The 20,949-nt window shown below is 69.3% G+C and carries 15 protein-coding genes and 2 rRNA genes; 14 read left to right on the forward strand and 3 right to left on the reverse strand.

Translation table 11 applies throughout. The features are described 5' to 3' along the window. Window positions 1-121: 121 nt before the first annotated feature. From OIC96_RS37495 to OIC96_RS37510, 4 genes are all read left to right on the forward strand, one after another. Window positions 122-3,244: ribosomal RNA gene (locus tag OIC96_RS37495) — 23S ribosomal RNA — on the forward strand. Between the two features lie 104 nt (window positions 3,245-3,348). Continuing rightward, window positions 3,349-3,465 (forward strand): 5S ribosomal RNA (gene rrf / locus OIC96_RS37500). A 144-nt stretch (window positions 3,466-3,609) separates the two neighbouring features. After that, window positions 3,610-5,052 (forward strand): hypothetical protein, encoded by a 1,443-nt coding sequence (locus OIC96_RS37505; protein WP_330310044.1) that lies wholly within the window; start codon window positions 3,610-3,612, stop codon window positions 5,050-5,052. After that, window positions 4,935-5,873: a hypothetical protein gene (locus OIC96_RS37510; protein ID WP_406502248.1), complete on the forward strand. Its 939-nt coding sequence runs from the start codon at window positions 4,935-4,937 to the stop codon at window positions 5,871-5,873. The genes OIC96_RS37505 and OIC96_RS37510 overlap by 118 nt, the downstream gene beginning before the upstream one ends. 100 nt (window positions 5,874-5,973) lie before the next feature. Here the strand turns inward: OIC96_RS37510 and OIC96_RS37515 are convergent, their stop codons facing one another. After that, window positions 5,974-7,266 carry a DUF1015 domain-containing protein gene (locus OIC96_RS37515; protein WP_330303564.1) on the reverse strand — a complete coding sequence of 431 codons (1,293 nt, stop codon included), beginning with the start codon at window positions 7,264-7,266 and terminating at the stop codon, window positions 5,974-5,976. 72 nt (window positions 7,267-7,338) lie between these two features. Here OIC96_RS37515 and OIC96_RS37520 point away from each other — a divergent pair, with 72 nt between their 5' ends. From OIC96_RS37520 to OIC96_RS37535, 4 genes are all read left to right on the forward strand, one after another. Continuing rightward, a complete protein-coding gene (locus OIC96_RS37520) occupies window positions 7,339-8,367 on the forward strand; it encodes an HAD hydrolase-like protein (protein ID WP_330303563.1) in 1,029 nt (342 codons plus the stop codon). A gap of 166 nt (window positions 8,368-8,533) precedes the next feature. Continuing rightward, a complete protein-coding gene (locus OIC96_RS37525; protein WP_330303562.1) occupies window positions 8,534-9,577 on the forward strand; it encodes a FecCD family ABC transporter permease in 1,044 nt (347 codons plus the stop codon). Next, window positions 9,574-10,632: a FecCD family ABC transporter permease gene (locus OIC96_RS37530; protein WP_330303561.1), complete on the forward strand. Its 1,059-nt coding sequence runs from the start codon at window positions 9,574-9,576 to the stop codon at window positions 10,630-10,632. Before OIC96_RS37525 ends, OIC96_RS37530 begins: the two co-directional genes overlap by 4 nt. Continuing rightward, complete coding sequence (locus tag OIC96_RS37535) at window positions 10,629-11,507, forward strand: ABC transporter ATP-binding protein (protein WP_330303560.1); 879 nt, start codon at window positions 10,629-10,631, stop codon at window positions 11,505-11,507. Before OIC96_RS37530 ends, OIC96_RS37535 begins: the two co-directional genes overlap by 4 nt. Here the strand turns inward: OIC96_RS37535 and OIC96_RS37540 are convergent. Beyond that, complete coding sequence (locus OIC96_RS37540; protein ID WP_330303559.1) at window positions 11,491-11,838, reverse strand: SCP2 sterol-binding domain-containing protein; 348 nt, start codon at window positions 11,836-11,838, stop codon at window positions 11,491-11,493. The two genes, OIC96_RS37535 and OIC96_RS37540, sit on opposite strands and share 17 nt — an antisense overlap. Before the next feature lie 42 nt (window positions 11,839-11,880). Here OIC96_RS37540 and OIC96_RS37545 point away from each other — a divergent pair, with 42 nt between their 5' ends. The 5 genes from OIC96_RS37545 (at window position 11,881) to OIC96_RS37565 (ending at window position 17,549) form a co-directional block, all read left to right on the forward strand. Further along, window positions 11,881-12,261 (forward strand): hypothetical protein, encoded by a 381-nt coding sequence (locus OIC96_RS37545; protein ID WP_330303558.1) that lies wholly within the window; start codon window positions 11,881-11,883, stop codon window positions 12,259-12,261. A 7-nt stretch (window positions 12,262-12,268) separates the two neighbouring features. Further along, window positions 12,269-13,084, forward strand: coding sequence for a TlyA family RNA methyltransferase (locus OIC96_RS37550; RefSeq protein ID WP_330303557.1), 816 nt, complete (start codon window positions 12,269-12,271; stop codon window positions 13,082-13,084). Beyond that, the gene (locus tag OIC96_RS37555; RefSeq protein ID WP_327427660.1) at window positions 13,081-13,986 is read left to right on the forward strand and encodes an NAD kinase; all 906 of its coding nucleotides are present in this window, start codon (window positions 13,081-13,083) and stop codon (window positions 13,984-13,986) included. The genes OIC96_RS37550 and OIC96_RS37555 overlap by 4 nt, the downstream gene beginning before the upstream one ends. 214 nt (window positions 13,987-14,200) lie before the next feature. After that, window positions 14,201-15,919, forward strand: coding sequence for a DNA repair protein RecN (recN, locus tag OIC96_RS37560; RefSeq protein WP_330310042.1), 1,719 nt, complete (start codon window positions 14,201-14,203; stop codon window positions 15,917-15,919). A 493-nt stretch (window positions 15,920-16,412) separates the two neighbouring features. After that, window positions 16,413-17,549, forward strand: a complete 1,137-nt coding sequence (locus tag OIC96_RS37565) for a glycosyltransferase family 4 protein (protein WP_330303556.1) — start codon at window positions 16,413-16,415, stop codon at window positions 17,547-17,549. Window positions 17,550-17,580: 31 nt separating this feature from the next. Here OIC96_RS37565 and OIC96_RS37570 read toward each other — a convergent pair whose 3' ends face one another. Continuing rightward, window positions 17,581-19,215: a PucR family transcriptional regulator gene (locus tag OIC96_RS37570; RefSeq protein WP_330303555.1), complete on the reverse strand. Its 1,635-nt coding sequence runs from the start codon at window positions 19,213-19,215 to the stop codon at window positions 17,581-17,583. A 222-nt stretch (window positions 19,216-19,437) separates the two neighbouring features. On the opposite strand from OIC96_RS37570, the gene OIC96_RS37575 reads away from it, so the two are divergent. Further along, window positions 19,438-20,943, forward strand: a complete 1,506-nt coding sequence (locus OIC96_RS37575) for an APC family permease (protein WP_330303554.1) — start codon at window positions 19,438-19,440, stop codon at window positions 20,941-20,943. The last annotated feature ends 6 nt before the right edge of the window (window positions 20,944-20,949 follow it).

The raw sequence follows: 20,949 nt of genomic DNA on the forward strand, positions 1-20,949 counted from the left end.
GTCTGAAGGTACGGCCGATACGGCTGCCTTCAGTGCCGGCCCCAGTGAACTTGCCCAGTAGGGCAGGGTGATGGGTGGTTGGTCGTTGTTTGAGAACTGCACAGTGGACGCGAGCATCTGTGGCCAAGTTTTTAAGGGCGCACGGTGGATGCCTTGGCACCAGGAACCGATGAAGGACGTGGGAGGCCACGATAGTCCCCGGGGAGCCGTCAACCAGGCTTTGATCCGGGGGTTTCCGAATGGGGAAACCCGGCAGTCGTCATGGGCTGTCACCCATACCTGAACACATAGGGTATGTGGAGGGAACGCGGGGAAGTGAAACATCTCAGTACCCGCAGGAAGAGAAAACAACCGTGATTCCGGGAGTAGTGGCGAGCGAAACTGGATGAGGCCAAACCATATGCGTGTGAGACCCGGCAGGGGTTGCGCATGTGGGGTTGTGGGATCTCTCTTTCACAGTCTGCCGGCTGTGAGACGAGTCAGAAACCGTTGATGTAGGCGAAGGACATGCGAAAGGTCCGGCGTAGAGGGTAAGACCCCCGTAGTCGAAACATCAGCGGCTCGTTTGAGAGACACCCAAGTAGCACGGGGCCCGAGAAATCCCGTGTGAATCTGGCGGGACCACCCGCTAAGCCTAAATATTCCCTGGTGACCGATAGCGGATAGTACCGTGAGGGAATGGTGAAAAGTACCGCGGGAGCGGAGTGAAATAGTACCTGAAACCGTGTGCCTACAAGCCGTGGGAGCGTCGCGCATTGAGTTTACTCAATGCGTCGTGACTGCGTGCCTTTTGAAGAATGAGCCTGCGAGTTTGCGGTGTGTTGCGAGGTTAACCCGTGTGGGGAAGCCGTAGCGAAAGCGAGTCCGAATAGGGCGATTTAGTAGCGCGCTCAAGACCCGAAGCGGAGTGATCTAGCCATGGGCAGGTTGAAGCGGCTGTAAGAGGTCGTGGAGGACCGAACCCACCAGGGTTGAAAACCTGGGGGATGACCTGTGGTTAGGGGTGAAAGGCCAATCAAACTCCGTGATAGCTGGTTCTCCCCGAAATGCATTTAGGTGCAGCGTCGTGTGTTTCTTGCCGGAGGTAGAGCACTGGATAGGCGATGGGCCCTACCGGGTTACTGACCTTAGCCAAACTCCGAATGCCGGTAAGTGAGAGCGCGGCAGTGAGACTGTGGGGGATAAGCTCCATGGTCGAGAGGGAAACAGCCCAGAGCATCGACTAAGGCCCCTAAGCGTACGCTAAGTGGGAAAGGATGTGGAGTCGCAGAGACAACCAGGAGGTTGGCTTAGAAGCAGCCACCCTTGAAAGAGTGCGTAATAGCTCACTGGTCTAGTGATTCCGCGCCGACAATGTAGCGGGGCTCAAGCGTACCGCCGAAGTCGTGTCATTCATACAATAGGGCCAACGCCCGTATGGATGGGTAGGGGAGCGTCGTGTGCCGGGTGAAGCCGCGCCGGAAGGCAGTGGTGGACGGTTCACGAGTGAGAATGCAGGCATGAGTAGCGATACACACGTGAGAAACGTGTGCGCCGATTGACTAAGGGTTCCTGGGTCAAGCTGATCTGCCCAGGGTAAGTCGGGACCTAAGGCGAGGCCGACAGGCGTAGTCGATGGATAACCGGTTGATATTCCGGTACCCGCTGTGAAGCGTCAAACATCGAGCCCATTAATGCTAAGGCCGTGAAGCCGCCCCGATCTCTTCGGAGTTGAGGGGAGTGGTGGAGCCGCCGACCCAAGGTGGTAGTAGGTGAGTGATGGGGTGACGCAGGAAGGTAGTCCATCCCGGGCGGTGGTTGTCCCGGGGTAAGGGTGTAGGCCGTGCGATAGGCAAATCCGTCGCACATGAGGCTGAGACCTGATGCCGAGCCGATTGTGGTGAAGTGGATGATCCTATGCTGTCGAGAAAAGCCTCTAGCGAGTTTCATGGCGGCCCGTACCCTAAACCGACTCAGGTGGTCAGGTAGAGAATACCGAGGCGTTCGGGTGAACTATGGTTAAGGAACTCGGCAAAATGCCCCCGTAACTTCGGGAGAAGGGGGGCCATCACCGGTGAGGGAATTTACTTCCTGAGCTGGGGGTGGCCGCAGAGACCAGCGAGAAGCGACTGTTTACTAAAAACACAGGTCCGTGCGAAGCCGTAAGGCGATGTATACGGACTGACGCCTGCCCGGTGCTGGAACGTTAAGGGGACCGGTTAGTCACTCTTCGGGGTGGCGAAGCTGAGAACTTAAGCGCCAGTAAACGGCGGTGGTAACTATAACCATCCTAAGGTAGCGAAATTCCTTGTCGGGTAAGTTCCGACCTGCACGAATGGCGTAACGACTTCTCGACTGTCTCAACCATAGGCCCGGTGAAATTGCACTACGAGTAAAGATGCTCGTTTCGCGCAGCAGGACGGAAAGACCCCGGGACCTTTACTACAGTTTGATATTGGTGTTCGGTTCGGCTTGTGTAGGATAGCTGGGAGACTTTGAAGCAGGCACGCCAGTGTTTGTGGAGTCGTCGTTGAAATACCAGTCTGGTCGTGCTGGATGTCTAACCTGGGTCCGTGATCCGGATCAGGGACAGTGTCTGATGGGTAGTTTAACTGGGGCGGTTGCCTCCTAAAGAGTAACGGAGGCGCCCAAAGGTTCCCTCAGCCTGGTTGGTAATCAGGTGTTGAGTGTAAGTGCACAAGGGAGCTTGACTGTGAGACCGACGGGTCGAGCAGGGACGAAAGTCGGGACTAGTGATCCGGCGGTGGCTTGTGGAAGCGCCGTCGCTCAACGGATAAAAGGTACCCCGGGGATAACAGGCTGATCTTCCCCAAGAGTCCATATCGACGGGATGGTTTGGCACCTCGATGTCGGCTCGTCGCATCCTGGGGCTGGAGTCGGTCCCAAGGGTTGGGCTGTTCGCCCATTAAAGCGGTACGCGAGCTGGGTTTAGAACGTCGTGAGACAGTTCGGTCCCTATCCGCTGCGCGCGCAGGAATATTGAGAAGGGCTGTCCCTAGTACGAGAGGACCGGGACGGACGAACCTCTGGTGTGCCAGTTGTCCTGCCAAGGGCATGGCTGGTTGGCTACGTTCGGGAGGGATAACCGCTGAAAGCATCTAAGCGGGAAGCCTGCTTCGAGATGAGTATTCCCACCTCCTTGAGAGGGTAAGGCTCCCAGTAGACGACTGGGTTGATAGGCCAGATCTGGAAGCCCGGTAACGGGTGGAGGTGACTGGTACTAATAGGCCGAGGGCTTGTCCTCAGTTGCTCGCGTCCACTGTGTTAGTTCTGAGACAACGAACCGTTGTCGGCCAGAGCAGAACATTCAACTGAAAAGTGTGCTTGTTCGCTCGAAACCATTAGGGTTTCGGTGGTCATAGCGTGAGGGAAACGCCCGGTTACATTCCGAACCCGGAAGCTAAGCCTCACAGCGCCGATGGTACTGCAGGGGGGACCCTGTGGGAGAGTAGGACGCCGCCGAACAATATTTGGAGGACCTCTGGTCCCAGCGACTCGCTGGGACCAGAGGTCCTTTTTTGTTTTTCCGAAGCGCGCCGAGTACCTGGCTGCGCGAGAATGACTTGCGGTACCGAAGACAGGAGTCACCCATGTCCACCAACTCTCCCGATGAGCGACCGGAGCGCGACCAGCGCCGCCGGGACAGTGGTGACCGCGGCGGCTACCGCGGGGGCCCGCGCCGCGACAACGACCGGGGCGGGTCCGACCGCGGTGGTTTCCGCCGCGACGACCGCCGTGATGGTGATCGAGGCGGTGACCGCGGTGGCTTCCGCCGGGACGACCGTCCCAGCGGTCCGCGCCGTGATGACAACCGTGGCGGTGGCGGCTTCCGTCGCGATGACAATCGTGGCGGTGGCAGTGGCGGTGGCGATCGCGGTGGGCGCCCGCCGTTCCGTCGCGACGACCGCCCCAGCGGACCCAGCCGTGATGATCGCGACCGTGGCGGCTTCCGCCGGGACGGCGACCGTCCTGCCGCCCGTCGTGACGACGACCGCGGCGGCTTCCGCCGGGACGACCGTCCCAGCGGTCCGCGCCGTGATGACAACCGTGGCGGCGGCTTCCGTCGGGACGACCGTCGGGATGACCGGCGTGACGATCGTCGTGACAGCGGCGACCGTGGTGGCTTCCGTCGCGATGATCGCCGTGATGACAACCGTGGTGGCGGCGGTGACCGTGGCGGCTTCCGTCGCGACGACCGCGGCGACTTCCGGCGTGACGACCGCAGGGACAGCGGTGACCGTCCGGCCTTCCGCCGTGACGACAGGCGTGATGACCGCCGCGATGATCGTCGTGACAGCGGCGACCGTCCGGCCTTCCGTCGCGATGACAACCGTGGTGGTGGCGATCGTGGTGGCTTCCGTCGCGACGACCGCGGTGACTTCCGGCGTGACGACCGTCCCAGCGGGCCGCGCCGTGATGATGACCGTGGTGGTTTCCGCCGCGATGACAACCGTGGCGGTGGCGGCTTCCGCCGGGACGACCGCCGGGACGACCGTCGTGATGACCGGCGTGACGATCGTCGTGACAGCGGCGACCGTGGTGGCTTCCGTCGCGATGATCGCCGTGATGACAACCGTGGTGGCGGCGGTGACCGTCCGGCCTTCCGCCGTGACGACCGCGGCGACTTCCGGCGTGACGACCGCAGGGACAGCGGTGACCGTCCGGCCTTCCGCCGTGACGACCGCAGCGACTTCCGGCGTGACGACCGCCGTGACGACCGTCGTGACGACAACCGTGGTGGCGGCGGCTTCCGTGGCCGCGACGACCGTGGCCGCGATGACCGCGGACGTGACGACCGCGGACGCGGTGGCCCGCGTCGTGACGACCGAGGCGGGCGCCCCGGTGGCTTCCGTGGTCGTGACGACCGCGGGGGCGACGACCGGCGCGGCGGCGGTTTCCGTGGCCGCGACGAGCGGGACCGTGACCGCGAGCCGATCAAGCGGCTGCCGATCCCTGACGACGTCACGGGTGAGGAGATCGACAAGGACGTACGGCAGGAGCTCCAGAGCCTGCCCAAGGGGCTTGCCGAGGATGTCTCACGGAACCTGGTGATGGTTGCCCGGCTCATCGACGAGGACCCCGAGGGTGCGTACGCGTACTCGAAGATCGCCCTGCGCCTGGCGTCGCGTGTCGCCGCCGTACGCGAGGCGGCCGGTTTCGCCGCGTACGCGAGCCAGAAGTACAGCGAGGCGCTCGCCGAGTTCCGGGCCGCGCGGCGGATGACCGGCAGCGTGGAGCTGTGGCCCGTCATGGCGGACTGTGAGCGCGGTCTGGGTCGGCCCGAGAAGGCGCTGGACATGGCCGGCGCGCCCGAGGTGCAGAAGCTGGACAAGGCCGGTCAGGTCGAGATGCGGCTCGTGGCCGCCGGTGCGCGGCGGGACATGGGGCAGCTGGATGCCGCCATCGTGACCCTCCAGAGCCCGGAGCTCGCCTCGAACTCCGTACAGCCGTGGACCGCGCGACTGCGTTACGCGTACGCCGACGCGCTCCTCGCCGCCGGTCGTGAGGGCGAGGCACGCGAGTGGTTCGCGAAGGCTGTCGAGTCCGACAAGGACGGCAGCACGGACGCGTCCGACCGCCTTGCCGAGCTGGACGGCGTGGAGTTCGTCGACGTGCTCGTCGAGGATGAGGACGAGGCGGAGCCGGAGGCCAAGTCCGAGCCGGAGATCGAGTCCGAGTCCGAGTCCAAGGACGAGTTCGACGACGAGGACGAGGACGACGACGAGGTCGAAATCGACGACGAAGAAGACGGCGACGAAGAAGACGAGGCCGACGCCGAGGAAGAGACTCCTCAGGCCGCGCAGGCCTCGGTCGACGGCGACGGCGACGTTGAGGACGACGAGGACGAAGAGGGCGACGCTCCTCAGAGCTGACGCCGGGCGTACGTAAAAACAGCAGAAGCAGGCGTACGTAGATACACACGGGCGGCGGGATTCCGGAAGGAGTCCCGCCGCCCGTGGGCGTTTCAGGGGGTCAGCGCGACAGCTCCCGCAGCACCAGCCCCGACGCCGGCTTGGGGCCGAACGACGTCGACTTGCGGGGCATCGTGACGCCCTGGCGGGCGAGGTCGCGTACGACCTCCTCGCGGACCGGGTACATGAGGACGGCCGTGCCGCCGTCGCGCTCCGCCTTCTCGACCGTGGCGGTCGTGTCGTGGATGTACGCGATGTGCGCGGGCGAGTCCTCCGGGATGTCCCAGACGTGGTCGAGGAGCGTGGCGTGCAGGACCGTCGCGTCCAGGGTGCGCCAGGCCTCGGGGTGGTCGGCCGGGATCGTGCGGGCGAGGAGGCCGGGGTCCGGGCGGTCGACCAGGTGGAACGCGCCGTCGCCCGCGAGCAGGAAGGCGTTGCCCTCGGAGGCCGCCGTGGCGAGGGTCTCCAGGGCTTCGGCGAGGGGGACGTCGAGGTGGCGTACCCGGAAGGAGCCCGTGAGGGCGTTGAGCGCGTCGGCGACCGGCAGGCGGTGCAGCAGGCGGTGGATAGCGCGGACGCGGAGCGGATAGCGCGCGGTGTCCACCAGGAGGACCAGGCCGTAGTCCCAGGGGCTGGGGGACGGGTGCTCCGCGCGTAGACGCAGATACGTCGCCCAGCGGTGGTGGCCGTCGGCGATGAGCGCCTGGTGGTGGTGGAGATCTGTCTGGATCTCGGCCAGCTCGGCCGGATGGGTGACCGCCCACAGACGGTGGCTGAAGCCGTCCTCCGTGGTGGTCGACAACAGCGGCGGGCGCTCGGCGGTGCGCTCGATGACGGCGGCCGTGCCGACCCGGGAACCGTTGCCGCGGTAGGTCAGCAGCAGGGGTTCGAGGTTGGCGGAGGTGGCGCGCATCAGGGCCGCGCGGTCCGCGATGACGTGCGGCATCACGTCCTCGTGCGGGAGGACGACGCAGTCCGACGGCTCCGACAGGCGCAGGGCGCCGATGATGCCGCGTTGCAGCATGTCGCCGTCGCGTTGCTCGTACACGTACAGGCCCGGCTCGGGGTCGGTGGTCAGGACGCCTTCCGACAGCCAGAGGCGCAGGGTTTCGGCCGCCTGTTGGTTGCGGGCGGTGGGGGTGCCGTCCTGGGGGAGGATCAGCCGGACGATGTTGTGCGGGTCGGCGGATTCGAGTTCGAGCAGGCCGTCGGGCCGTACGACGACGTCGTACGGCGGGGATGTCACGGCGGCCAGGCTGCCGACCCGGTCGGGGTCGTAGCGCAGGCCCCGGAACGGGGTCAGATCGAGGCCGCTGCGCGCCGGTGTTGCCTCCGCGGGACCTGCATAGTTCATTCAGGCATCGTAAGTGTGTCAGTGGCATGCGCGATGATCGGGGGAAAGAGATCGAACGAGGAGCGATGTGTAATGAGCCAGACCGTCAGGACGCGGCCCGACGGCAGTGGCCAGGCCCTGAGCGAGGCGTACGACACGGCGCTGCTCGACCTGGACGGGGTGGTGTACGCGGGCGGTAACGCGATCGCGTACGCCGTGGAGTCCCTCGGCACGGCCCGCTCGGGCGGGATGCACCTCGCGTACGTCACGAACAACGCGCTGCGGACGCCGGACGCCGTGGCCGCCCACCTGACGGAGCTGGGGATACCGACGGGGGCCTCGGACGTCATCACCTCGGCGCAGGCCGCGGCCCGGCTCATCAGCGAGCAGGTGCCCGCCGGCGCGCGCGTGCTGGTCATCGGCGGAGAGGGGCTGCGCGTCGCGCTGCGCGAGCGCGGCCTTGAGCCGGTCGAGTCGGCGGACGACGATCCGGCGGCGGTCGTCCAGGGGTTCGGCGGTGCGGATCTTCCTTGGGGACGCTTCGCGGAAGCGAGCTACGCCATCGCGCGCGGGGTGCCGTGGTTCGCCTCCAACACCGATCTGACGATCCCCAGCGCGCGCGGAATCGCCCCGGGGAACGGTGCGGCGGTGGAGGTCGTACGGATCGCCACGGGCGCCGAGCCGCAGGTGGCGGGCAAGCCGCTGCCCCCGATGCACCGCGAGACGATCCTGCGGACCGGGGCGAAGCGGCCGCTGGTGGTCGGTGACCGGCTGGACACGGACATCGAGGGCGCGTTCAACGGCGAGGTGGACTCGCTGCTCGTGCTCACCGGGGTGACGGACGGCGCGCAGCTTCTCGCCGCCCCGCCGCAGCACCGGCCGACGTATGTCGACGCGGATCTGCGCGGTCTGCTCACCGGGCAGCCGGATGTCGTCGAGGCGGGCGAAGGGTTCCGCTGCGGCGGCTGGACGGCGACGGCAGGGCGGGAGCGGCTGGAGCTGGAGGGCGACGGCGAGGCCATCGACGGGCTGCGGGCGCTGTGCGCGGCGGCGTGGACGGCGGCCGGGGACGGGGCGTACGAGCTGGACGGGGGGAAGGCGCTGGCGCGGCTGGGGCTTTGAGTGCGGAGGGGGCGGCGCCGGCGCGGCTCGGGTGGTGAACGCATGGGCGGCTCGTGCGTGTCGTTCATCGGCGGTGGCTCGTGTTGCCCCTCGGCGGTGGCTCGCGCCGCTCATCAGCGGTGACAGGGGATCGAGCCGCCGTGCGAGGGTAGGCTAACCTAACCTCGTGTTGGTCGACAGTCCTCCCGAACAGCGCGCGGAGACCGCCCCCGCGCCCCCAACCCGCCGGGCGATACGTGTCTTTGGGCTCCTCGCGTCCGTGGGTGTCCTGGTGCTCGTCGCGCTGGCGAGCGTCGCGATCGGTGCGAAAGCGCTGCCGCTGGACCAGGTCTGGCACGGCCTGTTCCACGACTCGGGGACGTACGCCGACGTCGTGGTCGCCGACCGGATCTCCCGTACCGTCCTGGGGCTGCTGGTCGGCGCGGCGCTCGGGTTGTCCGGCGCGGTCCTCCAGGCGCTCACCCGCAATCCGTTGGCGGATCCCGGGCTGCTCGGCATCAACGCGGGCGCGTCCGCCGCCGTAGTCACCGCCATCACGTACTTCGGCGTCACGAGTCTGAGCGGCTACGTCTGGTTCGCCTTCTTCGGAGCGGCCGCGGTCGGCGCGCTGGTCTGGTTCCTGGGCGGCAGCCGGGGTGCGACGCCGGTGCGGCTCGCGCTGGCCGGCACCGCGATCTCCGCCGCCCTTTACGGCTACCTCCAGGCCGTGATGATCATGGACGATGCGGCGCTCGGCAAGATGCGCTTCTGGACGGTCGGTTCGCTGGCCTCGGCCACCGACACGACCATCAAGCAGGTACTGCCGTTCCTGGCGGTCGGCACGATCGTCGCGCTGGCCCTCGCCCGGCCGCTGAACGCGGTGGCCATGGGCGACGACACCGCCCGCGCGCTCGGCGCCCATCTGAACCGCACCCGCGCCCTGTCCATGGCCGCCGCCACCGTGCTGTGCGGCGCGGCGACCGCCGCCTGCGGACCGATCGTGTTCGTCGGACTGATGGTCACGCACGTCGTCCGGTCCTTCACGGGGCCCGACCTGCGCTGGATCCTGCCGTACGCCACCGTCCTGTCGCCGGTGCTGCTGCTCGGTGCCGATGTGGTCGGGCGGATGGTCGCCCGGCCTGCGGAGCTTCAGGTGGGTATCGTCACCGCGGTTCTCGGCGGCCCGGTCTTCATCTTTCTCGTACGGCGACGGAGGACGGCGCAGCTGTGACGACCACACGTAAGCCGACTCCCGCCATCAGGGCAGTCCGTGCGCGCGGCGGTCTCTCCGTCCGGCTCGACGTCCGGGCGTTCACCGTCGTCGTGCTGCTGCTGGTGGCCGCTCTCACCGCGAGTGTGGTGCTGATCGGTACCGGCGACTTCCCGATCCCGGCCGGCGACGTCCTCAAGACGCTGGTCGGCAACGGAAACGCCGGCCAGGAGTTCATCGTCAACGAACTGCGGCTGCCGCGGGTCCTCGTCGGCCTGCTCGTCGGGGCCTCGCTCGGGCTCGGCGGGGCGCTCTTCCAGTCCATCTCCCGCAATCCGCTGGGCAGCCCGGACGTGCTCGGCCTCGGACAGGGCTCGACGGCCGGCGCGCTCATCATGATCGTGCTGTTCTCCGGGACCGCGACCCAGGTCGCCCTCGGGGCGCTCGTCGGCGGACTCGTGACCGGGCTCGCCATCTATCTGCTCGCGTGGAAGCAAGGGGTGCACGGGTATCGACTGGTCCTGGTCGGCATCGGTGTCTCCGCGATCGTTACGGCGGTCAACGGCTATCTGCTCACCAAGGCCGACATCGTCGACGCGGCCCGCGCGATCGTCTGGATGACCGGCTCGCTCAACGGCCGTGACTGGGCCCAGGTCTGGCCGCTGCTCATCATGTGCGCCGTCCTCGTGCCGCTCGTCCTGGGCAACGCGCGAGGGCTGCGCATGCTGGAGATGGGCGACGACGTCTCGTACGCCCTCGGGGTGCGCGTCGAGCGCGTACGACTGCTGCTGATGCTGTCCGCCGTACTGCTGACCGCGGGCGCCACCGCGGCCGCGGGCCCGGTCGGTTTCGTGGCGCTCACCGCGCCGCAGCTCGCCCGGCGGCTGACCCGGTCGCCCGGACCGAACCTGGTGCCGTCGATGTGCATGGGCGCGACCCTGCTGATCGTCGCGGACTGGACCTCGCAGCGGGCCTTCGGCGCCGATCAGCTGCCCGTCGGCGTCGTGACCGGTGTCCTCGGCGGCGTCTATCTGCTGTGGCTGCTCGTCACCGAGCGCAAGGCGGGCCGGATATGAGCGCCGACAACAGCGGGCCGAACAATCAAAGGAGCACTGTGAACCGCCTGTCCGCCGACAACGTCACCCTCGGCTACGACCAGCGCGTCATCGCGGAGAAGCTGTCGGTGGAGATCCCCGACAACTCCTTCACCGTGATCGTCGGCCCGAACGCCTGCGGCAAGTCCACGCTGCTGCGCGCCCTTTCGCGGATGCTCAAGCCCTCCGAGGGCCGGGTGCTCCTCGACGGGCAGGTCATCCAGTCGATGCCCGCCAAGAAGGTGGCCAGGACGCTGGGGCTGCTGCCGCAGTCGTCGATCGCGCCGGACGGGATCACCGTCGGTGACCTGGTCGGCCGGGGCCGCTATCCGCACCAGGGGCTGCTGCGCCAGTGGTCGGTGGAGGACGAGCGGGTCGTGCAGGAGTCGATGGCCTCGACCGGGGTCGCTGAGCTGGCCGATCGCTATGTCGACGAATTGTCGGGTGGCCAGCGGCAGCGCGTGTGGATCGCGATGGCACTCGCGCAGCAGACCCCGCTGCTGCTCCTCGACGAACCGACCACCTACCTCGACATCCAGCACCAGATCGACGTGCTCGACCTGTGCGCGGAGCTCCACGAGGAGCAGGGCCGCACGCTGGTCGCCGTGCTGCACGACCTCAACCACGCGGCCCGGTACGCCACCCACCTCATCGCCCTGCGCGACGGCCAGGTCATCGCCGAGGGCGCGCCGAGCGACATCGTCACGGCCGAGCTCGTCGAGCGGGTCTTCGGACTGCGCTGCCAGGTCATCGACGATCCGGAGACGAATACGCCGCTGGTGGTGCCGGCGGCGCGCAAGGCGCGTACGGCCAAGGCCGGGCAGGCGGTCGCCGCGGCGGCTACAGAAGGGTCCTGAGCCGGAACAGGTCGCGCAGGCCCGCCTCCAGCTTCACTCTGCCCGAGCCCCAGGCCTTCGCGAAGTTCAGGTCGCCGTTCACCATCGAGACCAGGTCGTCGCCGTTCATGGTGAGCCGTATCTGCGCCTTGTCGTGGGGCGGGCCCTGGAGCGTGTCGAGCACCTCGATCCGGCCGTCCTTGAGACGGCCCACGAAGGTGATGTCGAGGTCGGTGATACGGCAGCTCAGCGAGCGGTCGAGCGCCGCCGCGCTGCGTACGTCGCCTTCCGCGCCCGCCATGTTGTCCGAGAGCTTGTCGAGTGCGGTGCGGCACTCCTCAATCGTCGCCATCGTGATCGACGGTACCGCAGGGCTTCGCGGTAGCGTCGGGGCATGAGCGACTCATGGCCGGAGACCGAGGTCCGGCAGGATGCGAGGGCACCGGAGCCCGGGACCGCCGTCGGGCCGGGCGTCGAGCCGGACGCCCGGCTCGCGGGCGGGCCCGAGCCGGACGGTGAGCGGGATGCCGAGCCCGCGGTCGAACCCGCGTACGAACCCGCCGCCCCGGTCCCGGTGGGGGTGCCCCGCGTCCCCACCGGCAACGCCGAGGTCGACGCCCAGCTCGACCGGCTGGCCGACGCCGACCACCTCGCCACGGACGGACACCTGGAGGTGTACGAGGATGTACACCGGGGGCTGCGCGACGCGCTCACCGCGCTCGACGCACGCCCGGGACCTCCGGCGCCCCCCGCACCGTACGACCGCAGGAGCTGAACCGAACGTGGCAGGAGTGGCACGCCGCCGTCTCGACGCCGAGCTGGTCCGGCGGAAACTGGCGCGCTCGCGCGAGCACGCCAGCCAGCTGATCGCCGCGGGGCGGGTCAGCGTCGGCAAGACCCTCGCGACCAAGCCCGCCACACAGGTGGAGACCGCGGCCGCGATCCTGGTCACCCAGGACGACAGCGACCCCGACTACGTCTCGCGCGGCGGACACAAGCTCGCGGGCGCCCTGGCGGCCTTCGTACCGCAGGGGCTGAAGGTCGAGGGCCGGCGGGCGCTGGACGCCGGAGCGTCCACCGGTGGCTTCACCGACGTGCTGCTGCGCGCGGGCGCCGCCCATGTCGTCGCCGTCGACGTCGGTTACGGACAACTCGCATGGTCTCTTCAGAGCGATGAACGCGTCACCGTCAAGGACCGTACGAACGTACGCGAGTTGACGTTGGAGGCGATCGATGGGGAGCCCGTGGATCTTGTCGTCGGGGATCTGTCCTTCATCCCGCTCGGACTGGTGCTGCCCGCCCTGGTGGGGTGCGCGGCGCCGGATGCCGACCTGGTGATGATGGTGAAACCGCAGTTCGAGGTGGGGAAGGAACGGCTGGGGAGCGGCGGCGTAGTACGCAGCCCCGAACTGCGCGCGGAGGCCGTGCGCGGAGTGGCCGAGCGAGCCCGTCAGCTGGGGCTCGGAGTGCAGGGTGTGACCGCAAGCCCGTTGCCCGGACCCTCGGGCAATGTCGAGTACTTTCTGTGGCTGCGGGCCGGGGCACCCGAACTCGACCCGGCCGACGTTGACCGTGCAGTGGCGGAGGGGCCGCGTTGACACAGACCCGAGCTCGTACTGTTTTCCTGCTGGCCCACACCGGGCGGCCGGCAGCCATCCGCAGCGCCGAATTGGTCGTCCAGGGGCTGTTGCGCTCCGGGATCGGCGTACGGGTCCTGGAGGCGGAGGCGGCCGATCTGCCGCTGCCGGACGAGGTGGAGCTGGTCAAGGAGGCGACTCCGCAGTGCCTCGACGGCGCCGAGCTGCTGATCGTGCTCGGCGGTGACGGCACGCTGCTGCGCGGCGCCGAGTTCGCCCGCGCTTCCGGGGTGCCGATGCTCGGCGTCAACCTCGGGCGCGTCGGCTTCCTCGCGGAGGCCGAGCGCGACGACCTCGACAAGGTGGTCGACCGGGTCGTCACCAAGGCGTACGAGGTCGAGGAGCGGATGACCGTCGATGTCGTCGTGCACAGCAACGGCGACATCGTGCACACCGACTGGGCGCTGAACGAGGCGGCCGTGCAGAAGGCCGGCGCCGAGAAGCTCCTTGAGGTGGTGCTGGAGATCGACGGGCGGCCGGTGACGGGGTTCGGCTGCGACGGGATCGTGTGCGCGACGCCTACCGGGTCGACCGCGTATGCCTTCTCCGCGGGCGGGCCTGTCGTGTGGCCGGAGGTCGAGGCGCTGCTGATGGTGCCGATCAGCGCGCATGCGCTGTTCGCGAAGCCGTTGGTGACCTCGCCGGACTCGGTGCTCGCGGTGGAGGTGTTGCCGCACATCCCGCCGGGGGTGTTGTGGTGTGACGGGCGGCGGACGGTGGAGTTGCCGCCGGGGGCTCGGGTGGAGGTTCGGCGGGGGGCTGTGCCGGTGCGGTTGGCTCGGCTGCACCACGCTTCGTTCACCGATCGGCTGGTGGCCAAGTTCGCGTTGCCCGTTTCTGGGTGGCGGGGGGCGCCGCACTAGCGTCCACTGGGTGGGGACTGTGCGTGGTTCGACGGCTGCTGACTCGTTGCGGCTGGGCGCGCAGTTTCCCCGCGCCCCTGAGGGGGCGCTGTACCTCCCGTGGGTGATATGGGTGCTCGGAGCGCTTTCGTTACCTGCTGCTTCGCGGTATGGGGGCGGGTGCCGTCGCACAGCCGGGTCCCGACCTCGTAAGGTCGTGTCCGTGTTGGAGGAGATGCGGATACGGTCGCTCGGAGTCATCGACGACGCTGTCGTCGAGCTGTCGCCCGGCTTCACCGCCGTGACGGGTGAGACCGGTGCGGGCAAGACGATGGTGGTCACCAGCCTCGGGCTGCTGCTGGGCGGGCGCGCTGATCCCGCCCTGGTGCGGATCGGCGCCAAGAACGCCGTCGTGGAGGGGCGCATCGCCGTACCTCCGGGCGGGACGGCCGTCGTACGGGCCGAGGAGGCCGGGGCCGAACTCGACGACGGGGCGCTGCTGATCAGCCGTACCGTTTCGGCCGAGGGGCGCTCGCGGGCACACCTGGGCGGGCGCTCCGTGCCGGTGGGGGTGCTCGCCGAGCTCGCGGACGAGCTCGTCGCCGTGCACGGGCAGACCGACCAGCAGGGGCTGCTCAAGCAGTCCCGGCAGCGGCAGGCGCTCGACCGGTACGCGGGCGACGCCGTCGCCGTGCCGCTCGCCAAGTACGCGGGCGCGTACCGACGGCTGCGGGCGATCTCGGCCGAGGTGGACGAGATCACCACGCGCGCGCGGGAACGGGCCCAGGAAGCCGACATGCTGCGGTTCGGGCTCGACGAGATCGAGGCGGTCGAGCCGCGCGCCGGCGAGGACGTCGAGCTGGCCGCCGAGGCCGAGCGGCTCGGCCACGCGGAGGCACTCGCATCGGCCGCCACGGCCGCCCACGCCGCGCTCGCGGGCAATCCCGAGGACCCGGAGGGCATCGACGCCGCCACGCTCGTCGCGGGCGCGCACCGGGCTCTGGAGGCCGTACGGTCCCACGACTCCGCCCTCGCCGCGCTGTCCGGGCGGATCGGGGAGGTCGGAATCCTGCTGCGCGATGTGGCGGGCGAGCTCGCCGGGTACGCCGACGACCTCGACGCCGACCCGCTGCGGCTCTCGGCGGTCGAGGAACGCCGGGCCGCGCTCACCCAGCTGACCCGGAAGTACGGCGAGGACATCGACGCCGTGCTCGCATGGTCCGAGCAGAGTGCCGCGCGCCTCCTCGAACTCGAAGGCGACGACGAGCGGATCGACGAGCTGACCGGTGAACGGGACGCCCTGCGGACCGAACTGGGCGGGCTCGCCCAGGCGCTGACGGACGCCCGCACGGAGGCCGCCGAGCGGTTCGCCGCCGCGGTCACCGCCGAGCTGGCCTCGCTCGCCATGCCGCACGCGCGCGTGTCCTTCGAGATCCGGCAGACCGATGACCCGGAGGGTGTGGAACTCGGCGGGCGCACGGTCGCGTACGGTCCCGCGGGCGTCGACGAGGTCGAGCTGTTGCTCGCCCCGCACCCCGGGGCGCCGCCGCGGCCCATCGCCAAGGGGGCGTCGGGCGGTGAGCTGTCGCGGGTGATGCTCGCGGTCGAGGTCGTCTTCGCGGGTACGGATCCTGTGCCGACGTATCTGTTCGACGAGGTCGACGCCGGTGTGGGCGGCAAGGCCGCGGTCGAGATCGGGCGACGGCTGGCCCGGCTCGCCAAGACCGCGCAGGTGGTCGTGGTGACGCATCTGCCGCAGGTGGCCGCCTTCGCCGATCGGCAGTTGCTGGTCGAGAAGACGAACGACGGGTCGGTGACGCGGTCCGGGGTGAAGGTCCTGGAGGGCGAGGAGCGGATCAGGGAGCTGTCCCGGATGCTTGCGGGGCAGGAGGACTCGCAGACGGCTCGGGCGCATGCGGAGGAGTTGCTGGCGACGGCGCGCTCCGACGGGTAGCGGGGACTTCCCCGCCGCTCCGCGGCGTCGCCTCGACCGCTCCGCGGTCCGAGCTTCGCCGCTCCGCGGCGGTTTCCCACCCGCCTGCCCTTTTTGACCGCTCCGCGGCCCCCGCATCCGGCCCGCTCCGCGGGCCCCTCGGGTGTTGGATTCGGTACTGCCCTGGGCCTGACCCCGCGCCGCCCTCACCACCCTGCGCTCCAACGCGCCCGGTGTCGCCGCCCATAGGGAGCGCAAGAACTACACCCTGCTCCCCGTTCCGCCCTCAAGCCCGCCCAAAACCCCGGTACTTCTCACTCATATGAGTGACTACGCGCCCGGCGAGTTGCCCATGTCGTCGCGACCGTCGTCCGCTGGTGGTCCCGGAACGCCCGTGCGGCCTGGCATCCTTGGCGTAGTACGCGGAGCACGACGTGCGGTACACCCCCCTCTGCACGATCCTTCTGTACGTTTCTTCGTGACCGTCCGACGCCGAACCAGGAGCCCCGGCCACGTGAGCCACGTGAGCAGCCACTCACCGCACGGCCAGTCGCCGCTGCGCACCGTGCAGGTGCTCGGCGGCGGGAGCGCGGGCAGCAGCGCGCATGTGCGGTCGCTGACTTCGGGGCTCGTGGCCCGGGGCGTGCGGGTCACCGTGTGCGCCCCAGCCGAGGCCGATCACGCGTACGGGTTCACCGGCGTGGGCGCACAGCACGTTCCCGTGCCGCGCAGCAGTGACCCCGCCTCCGTGGCCGCGCTGCGGACGGCCTGCGCGGACGCCGACCTCGTGCACGCGCACGGGCTGCACGCGGCGCTCAGGGCCGCGCTCGCGCTCAGCGGGCGGCGCGTGCCGCTCGTCGTCACCTGGCACACGCGCTCGCATGCGGAGGGGGCACGGGCCCATCTGCTGCGGCTCCTTGAGCGGCGGGTGGCGAGAGCCGCCGCTGTCGTCCTCGGTACCTCCTCCGACCTCGTGGACCGGGCGCGCAGCAGGGGAGCGCGGGACGCGCGGCTCGCCGCCGTCGCCTTCCCGGCGCCGCGTACGCCGGTCGAGCTGGGTGACCCCGACCGGCTGCGGCACAAGGCGCGGGCCGAACTCGGCGCCACCGACCGCCCGTTGCTCATGGCGGTCGGTTCCCTCGACCGGCATCGCGGTTACGACACCCTGCTGGACGCCGCACGAGCATGGCGTCACCTCGATCCGGCGCCGCTGCTCGTGATCGCGGGGGAGGGGCCGCTCCGGACGGTTCTGCAGCGCCGTATCGAGGACGAAGGACTGCCCGTCCGGCTGATCGGGCGGCGCGACGACATCACGGAGCTCCTCGCGGCCGCCGAGATCGCGCTGCTGCCCAGCAGTTGGGAATCCCGCTCCGTCCTCGCGCAAGAGGCCCTCCACGCGCGCGTGCCGCTCGTCGCGACCGCGGTCGGGGGCGTCCCCGAACTGGTCGGCGACGCGGCCGAACTCGTTCCGTACGGCGATGCGGAGGCGCTCGCCGAAGCCGTCGTACGCCTGCTCGGCGATCCCGCTCGACGAGAGGTTCTCCAGGAGATGGGCGCCCGACAGGCCGCCACCTGGCCGACCGAGGACGAGACGGTCGCCCAAGTGCTGAGCGTCTACGACGAGTTGACGCAGCACAGGCCTTTGGGCTGACCGCGTGACGCGGTACCGGGGGCCGGGCCGGCTACGGCACATGCCTCCGGGCCCGCAGCGCCAGGCTCAACGCCAGTACCGTCTGCGGGTCGTCCAGGTCCGTGCCCAGCAACTCGCCGATCCGGGCGAGCCGGTTGTAGAGGGTCTGCCGGTTGAGGTGCAGTTCGCGGGCCGTCTCCGCCTTGCGGCCCGCGTGGGCCAAGTACGTCTCCAGAGTGGGCAGGAGCGGTGGCTTGGAGCGGTTGTCGTGGTCGCGGAGGGGGCCGATCGCGCGGTCCACGAAGGCCGCCAGGTCCGGGTGGTCGCGCAGCCGCCACAGGAGCAGGTCGATGTCCAGGCGGCGGGCGTCGTACCAGGGGCGGTCCGACAGGCCCTGCGCCGCCGTCGCCGTCTCCGCCGCGTGCCGCAGGCCCGCCGAAGCCGCCGCCCAGCCGCCCGCGACGCCGACCACCACCACCGGTGGCTGCGCCCCGGGCCGCTGCATGCCCGCGCGCTCCACACCCGCCCGCAGCGCCGCCGCGACCCGGTCGGCCACGGCCGCGCGTTCGGACTCCGAGCGCAGGCCCAGCAGGAGCGGGACGCGGCCCTCGACCGGACGTACGCCCAGCAGGACCGGGACGCCCACGGAGGCCAGCTCCTCGGCGACCGCGCGGGCCAGGACGGCCCAGCCGCCGCCGGGGGACAGGCCGTCGGCCAGTCGCATCACGACGGGCAGGAGCGGGCTGGCGCCGGGCTTGAAGCCGAGCACGCGGGCCTGCGCGGGCGCGTCCTCGGCCGCGATACGGCCCTCCGCGAGGTCGGTGAGGAAGTCGCCGCGACCGCGCGCGGCGAGCTCCTCCTCCTGACGGGCCTGCATCAGGACGACGGCCAGGATGCCCGCGGCACGCTCCGCCGCGATCCGGTGCACCGGGGCGACGGGGGAGCTGACGGGCAGCAGGACCAGCCGGGCCCGTACCGAGCCGGTGCCGGGGCCGCCGCCCGGCACGTCCACGAGGGTCGTTCCGGCGGGCGGCTCCTCCTTGTGCTGGCCGCGCAGCCCCTCCCACACCTGGAGCGGATCGGCGCCCGAGGACCCGGTCCCGGCCCCGGCGGCGTACAGGAGCTGGCCGTCGGCCGTCTCCAGGAAGACGGGATTGCCGCTGAAGTCGGCGAGGATGGAGAGGACTTGGGGGACACCGCCGCCGCCGAGGAGCGCCTCGGTACATCGCCGGTGCACCTCCTCGGCCTGCTGGAGCAGCGCGTAGTGGCCGTTGACGATCTCGGTGTGGATCTCCTCCGTGACCGTCACGAACGGCACCTCGCGGTGCAGCTGGACCAGCGGGAGCCCGGCGGTGCGCGCCGTCTCCACGAGGGCCGCGGGCAGCCGGGTGAAGCGCGGTCCGAGTTCCACGACGAGCGCCGCGATGCCGCGTTCGGCGAGGGTGCGGACGAAGGCGCGCTGGTCGGCCGGGCGGGTGCCGAGGCCGTAGCCCGTGGTCAGGAGCAGTTCGCCGCCCTTGAGGAGCGAGGCGATGTTCGGGACCTCGCCCGCGTGCACCCAGCGCACGGTGCGCTGCAGCCGGTCGGCCCCCGCGAGGATCTCCGGCAGCCCGCTGCGCAGCCCGGGCAGCTCCAGTGCCCGCTGCACGGTGATTCCGGCGCCTTGCGTGTCGTAACGGCTGTCCATGCAGCGGACGCTACCTGCGGAGACGTTCCGGGCACATCTCCGACCCGTTACGGGCGCCGTCGCGGAGGTCATGTACGCGACAATGCGTCGCTCCCGTGCCGGAAATACGCGACCTCGTGTCTGTTGTGGCGTGCGTCACCATGTCGCCAGACTGTCGCATCCGCAGGAAATCGACGAATGACCTTCGGATTTCGTTGAGCTGACATGCTGGGAGGGGCGGGAATGGTAGAAAGACCCACGCGAGAGGTGCATCGCCTCAAAGCGAATTCCGTAGGTCTGGTGGGCGTCGTGTTCATGGCGGTCGCCACCGCCGCGCCGATCACCGCGATGACGGGCAACCTCCCCATCGCGGTCGGGTTCGGCAACGGCACGGGCGCGCCCGCGGGCTATCTCTTCGCCACGGTCGTGCTGACGGTCTTCTCCGTCGGATACGTCGCCATGGCCAAGCGGATCACGGCCGCGGGAGCCTTCTACGGCTACATCTCGCACGGTCTGGGCCGGATCGCCGGGATGGCCTCCGGAATGCTCGCCGTGATGGCGTACATCGTCTTCGAGGCGTCCATCGTCGGCGTCTTCTCGTACTTCGCGAAGACCACGGTCGACGACCAGCTGGGTGTCGACCTGCCGTGGATCCTCTACGCGGCCGCCATGCTCGCCGTCACGGCCGTCCTGTCGTACTTCGACATCAACCTCACCGCGAAGGCCCTCGGCGTGATGCTGATCGCCGAGATCGCCGTGCTGTTCGCGGTGGCCACCGCTGTGCTCGTCCAGGGCGGCGGCCCGGACGGCATCCCTGTAGAGCCCATCAATCCGAAGAACGCCTTCACCGGGACCTCGGCCGGGCTCGGTCTGTTCTTCGCCTTCTGGTCGTGGGTCGGGTTCGAGTCGACGGCGATGTACGGCGAGGAGTCCCGCGACCCGAAGCGGGTCATCCCGCGCGCCACGCTGATCTCGGTCGTCGGCGTCGGACTGTTCTACATCTACGTCTCCTGGATGACGATCGCCGGCAACGGCCTGAAGGGCTCGGTCAAGATCTCCTCCGGCACGAGCCCCCTCGACCTGTTCTTCGACCCGGCGCACGCCTTCATCGGCGCCTGGGCGGTCGACGCCTTCCAGTGGCTGCTGATCACCGGCTCGTTCGCCTGCGGCATGGCCTTCCACCAATGCGCGGCACGCTACTTGTACGCGATCGGGCGCGAGGGCTTCCTGCACCCGGCCCTGGGCCGTACGCACGCGCGGCACGGCTCCCCGTACATCGCCTCGTTCGTCCAGTCCGTCATCGCCGTCGCGCTCGTGGCCGCCTTCTGGCTGACCGGGCAGGACCCCTACATCCACCTCTACACGCTGCTCGCGATCCTCGGCACGATGGCGATCCTCATCGTGCAGACGCTGTGCTCGTTCGCGGTGATCGGCTACTTCCGCAAGCATCACCCCGAGGACCGGCACTGGTTCAGGACCTTCGCCGCGCCCCTGGTCGGCGGGATCGGCATGATCGCCGTGGTCGTGCTGCTGGTGCTGAACCTGGACACCGCCGCGGGTACGGCGGCGGACTCGCTCTTCTTCAAGGCCATCCCGTGGATCGTCGGCCTGGTCTTCTTCGGCAGGCTCGGCCTCGGGTTCTACCTCAAGGTCAGACAGCCCGAGCGCTACGCCGTCATCGGCCGGATCGTCCTGGAGGACGCGGCCGAGCGCACGGACGACGTCCAGCAAGCCTCCGCCACCGTCTGAGGAGCA

Source organism: Streptomyces sp. NBC_00775 (assembly GCF_036347135.1).
GTDB lineage: Bacteria > Actinomycetota > Actinomycetes > Streptomycetales > Streptomycetaceae > Streptomyces > Streptomyces lutosisoli.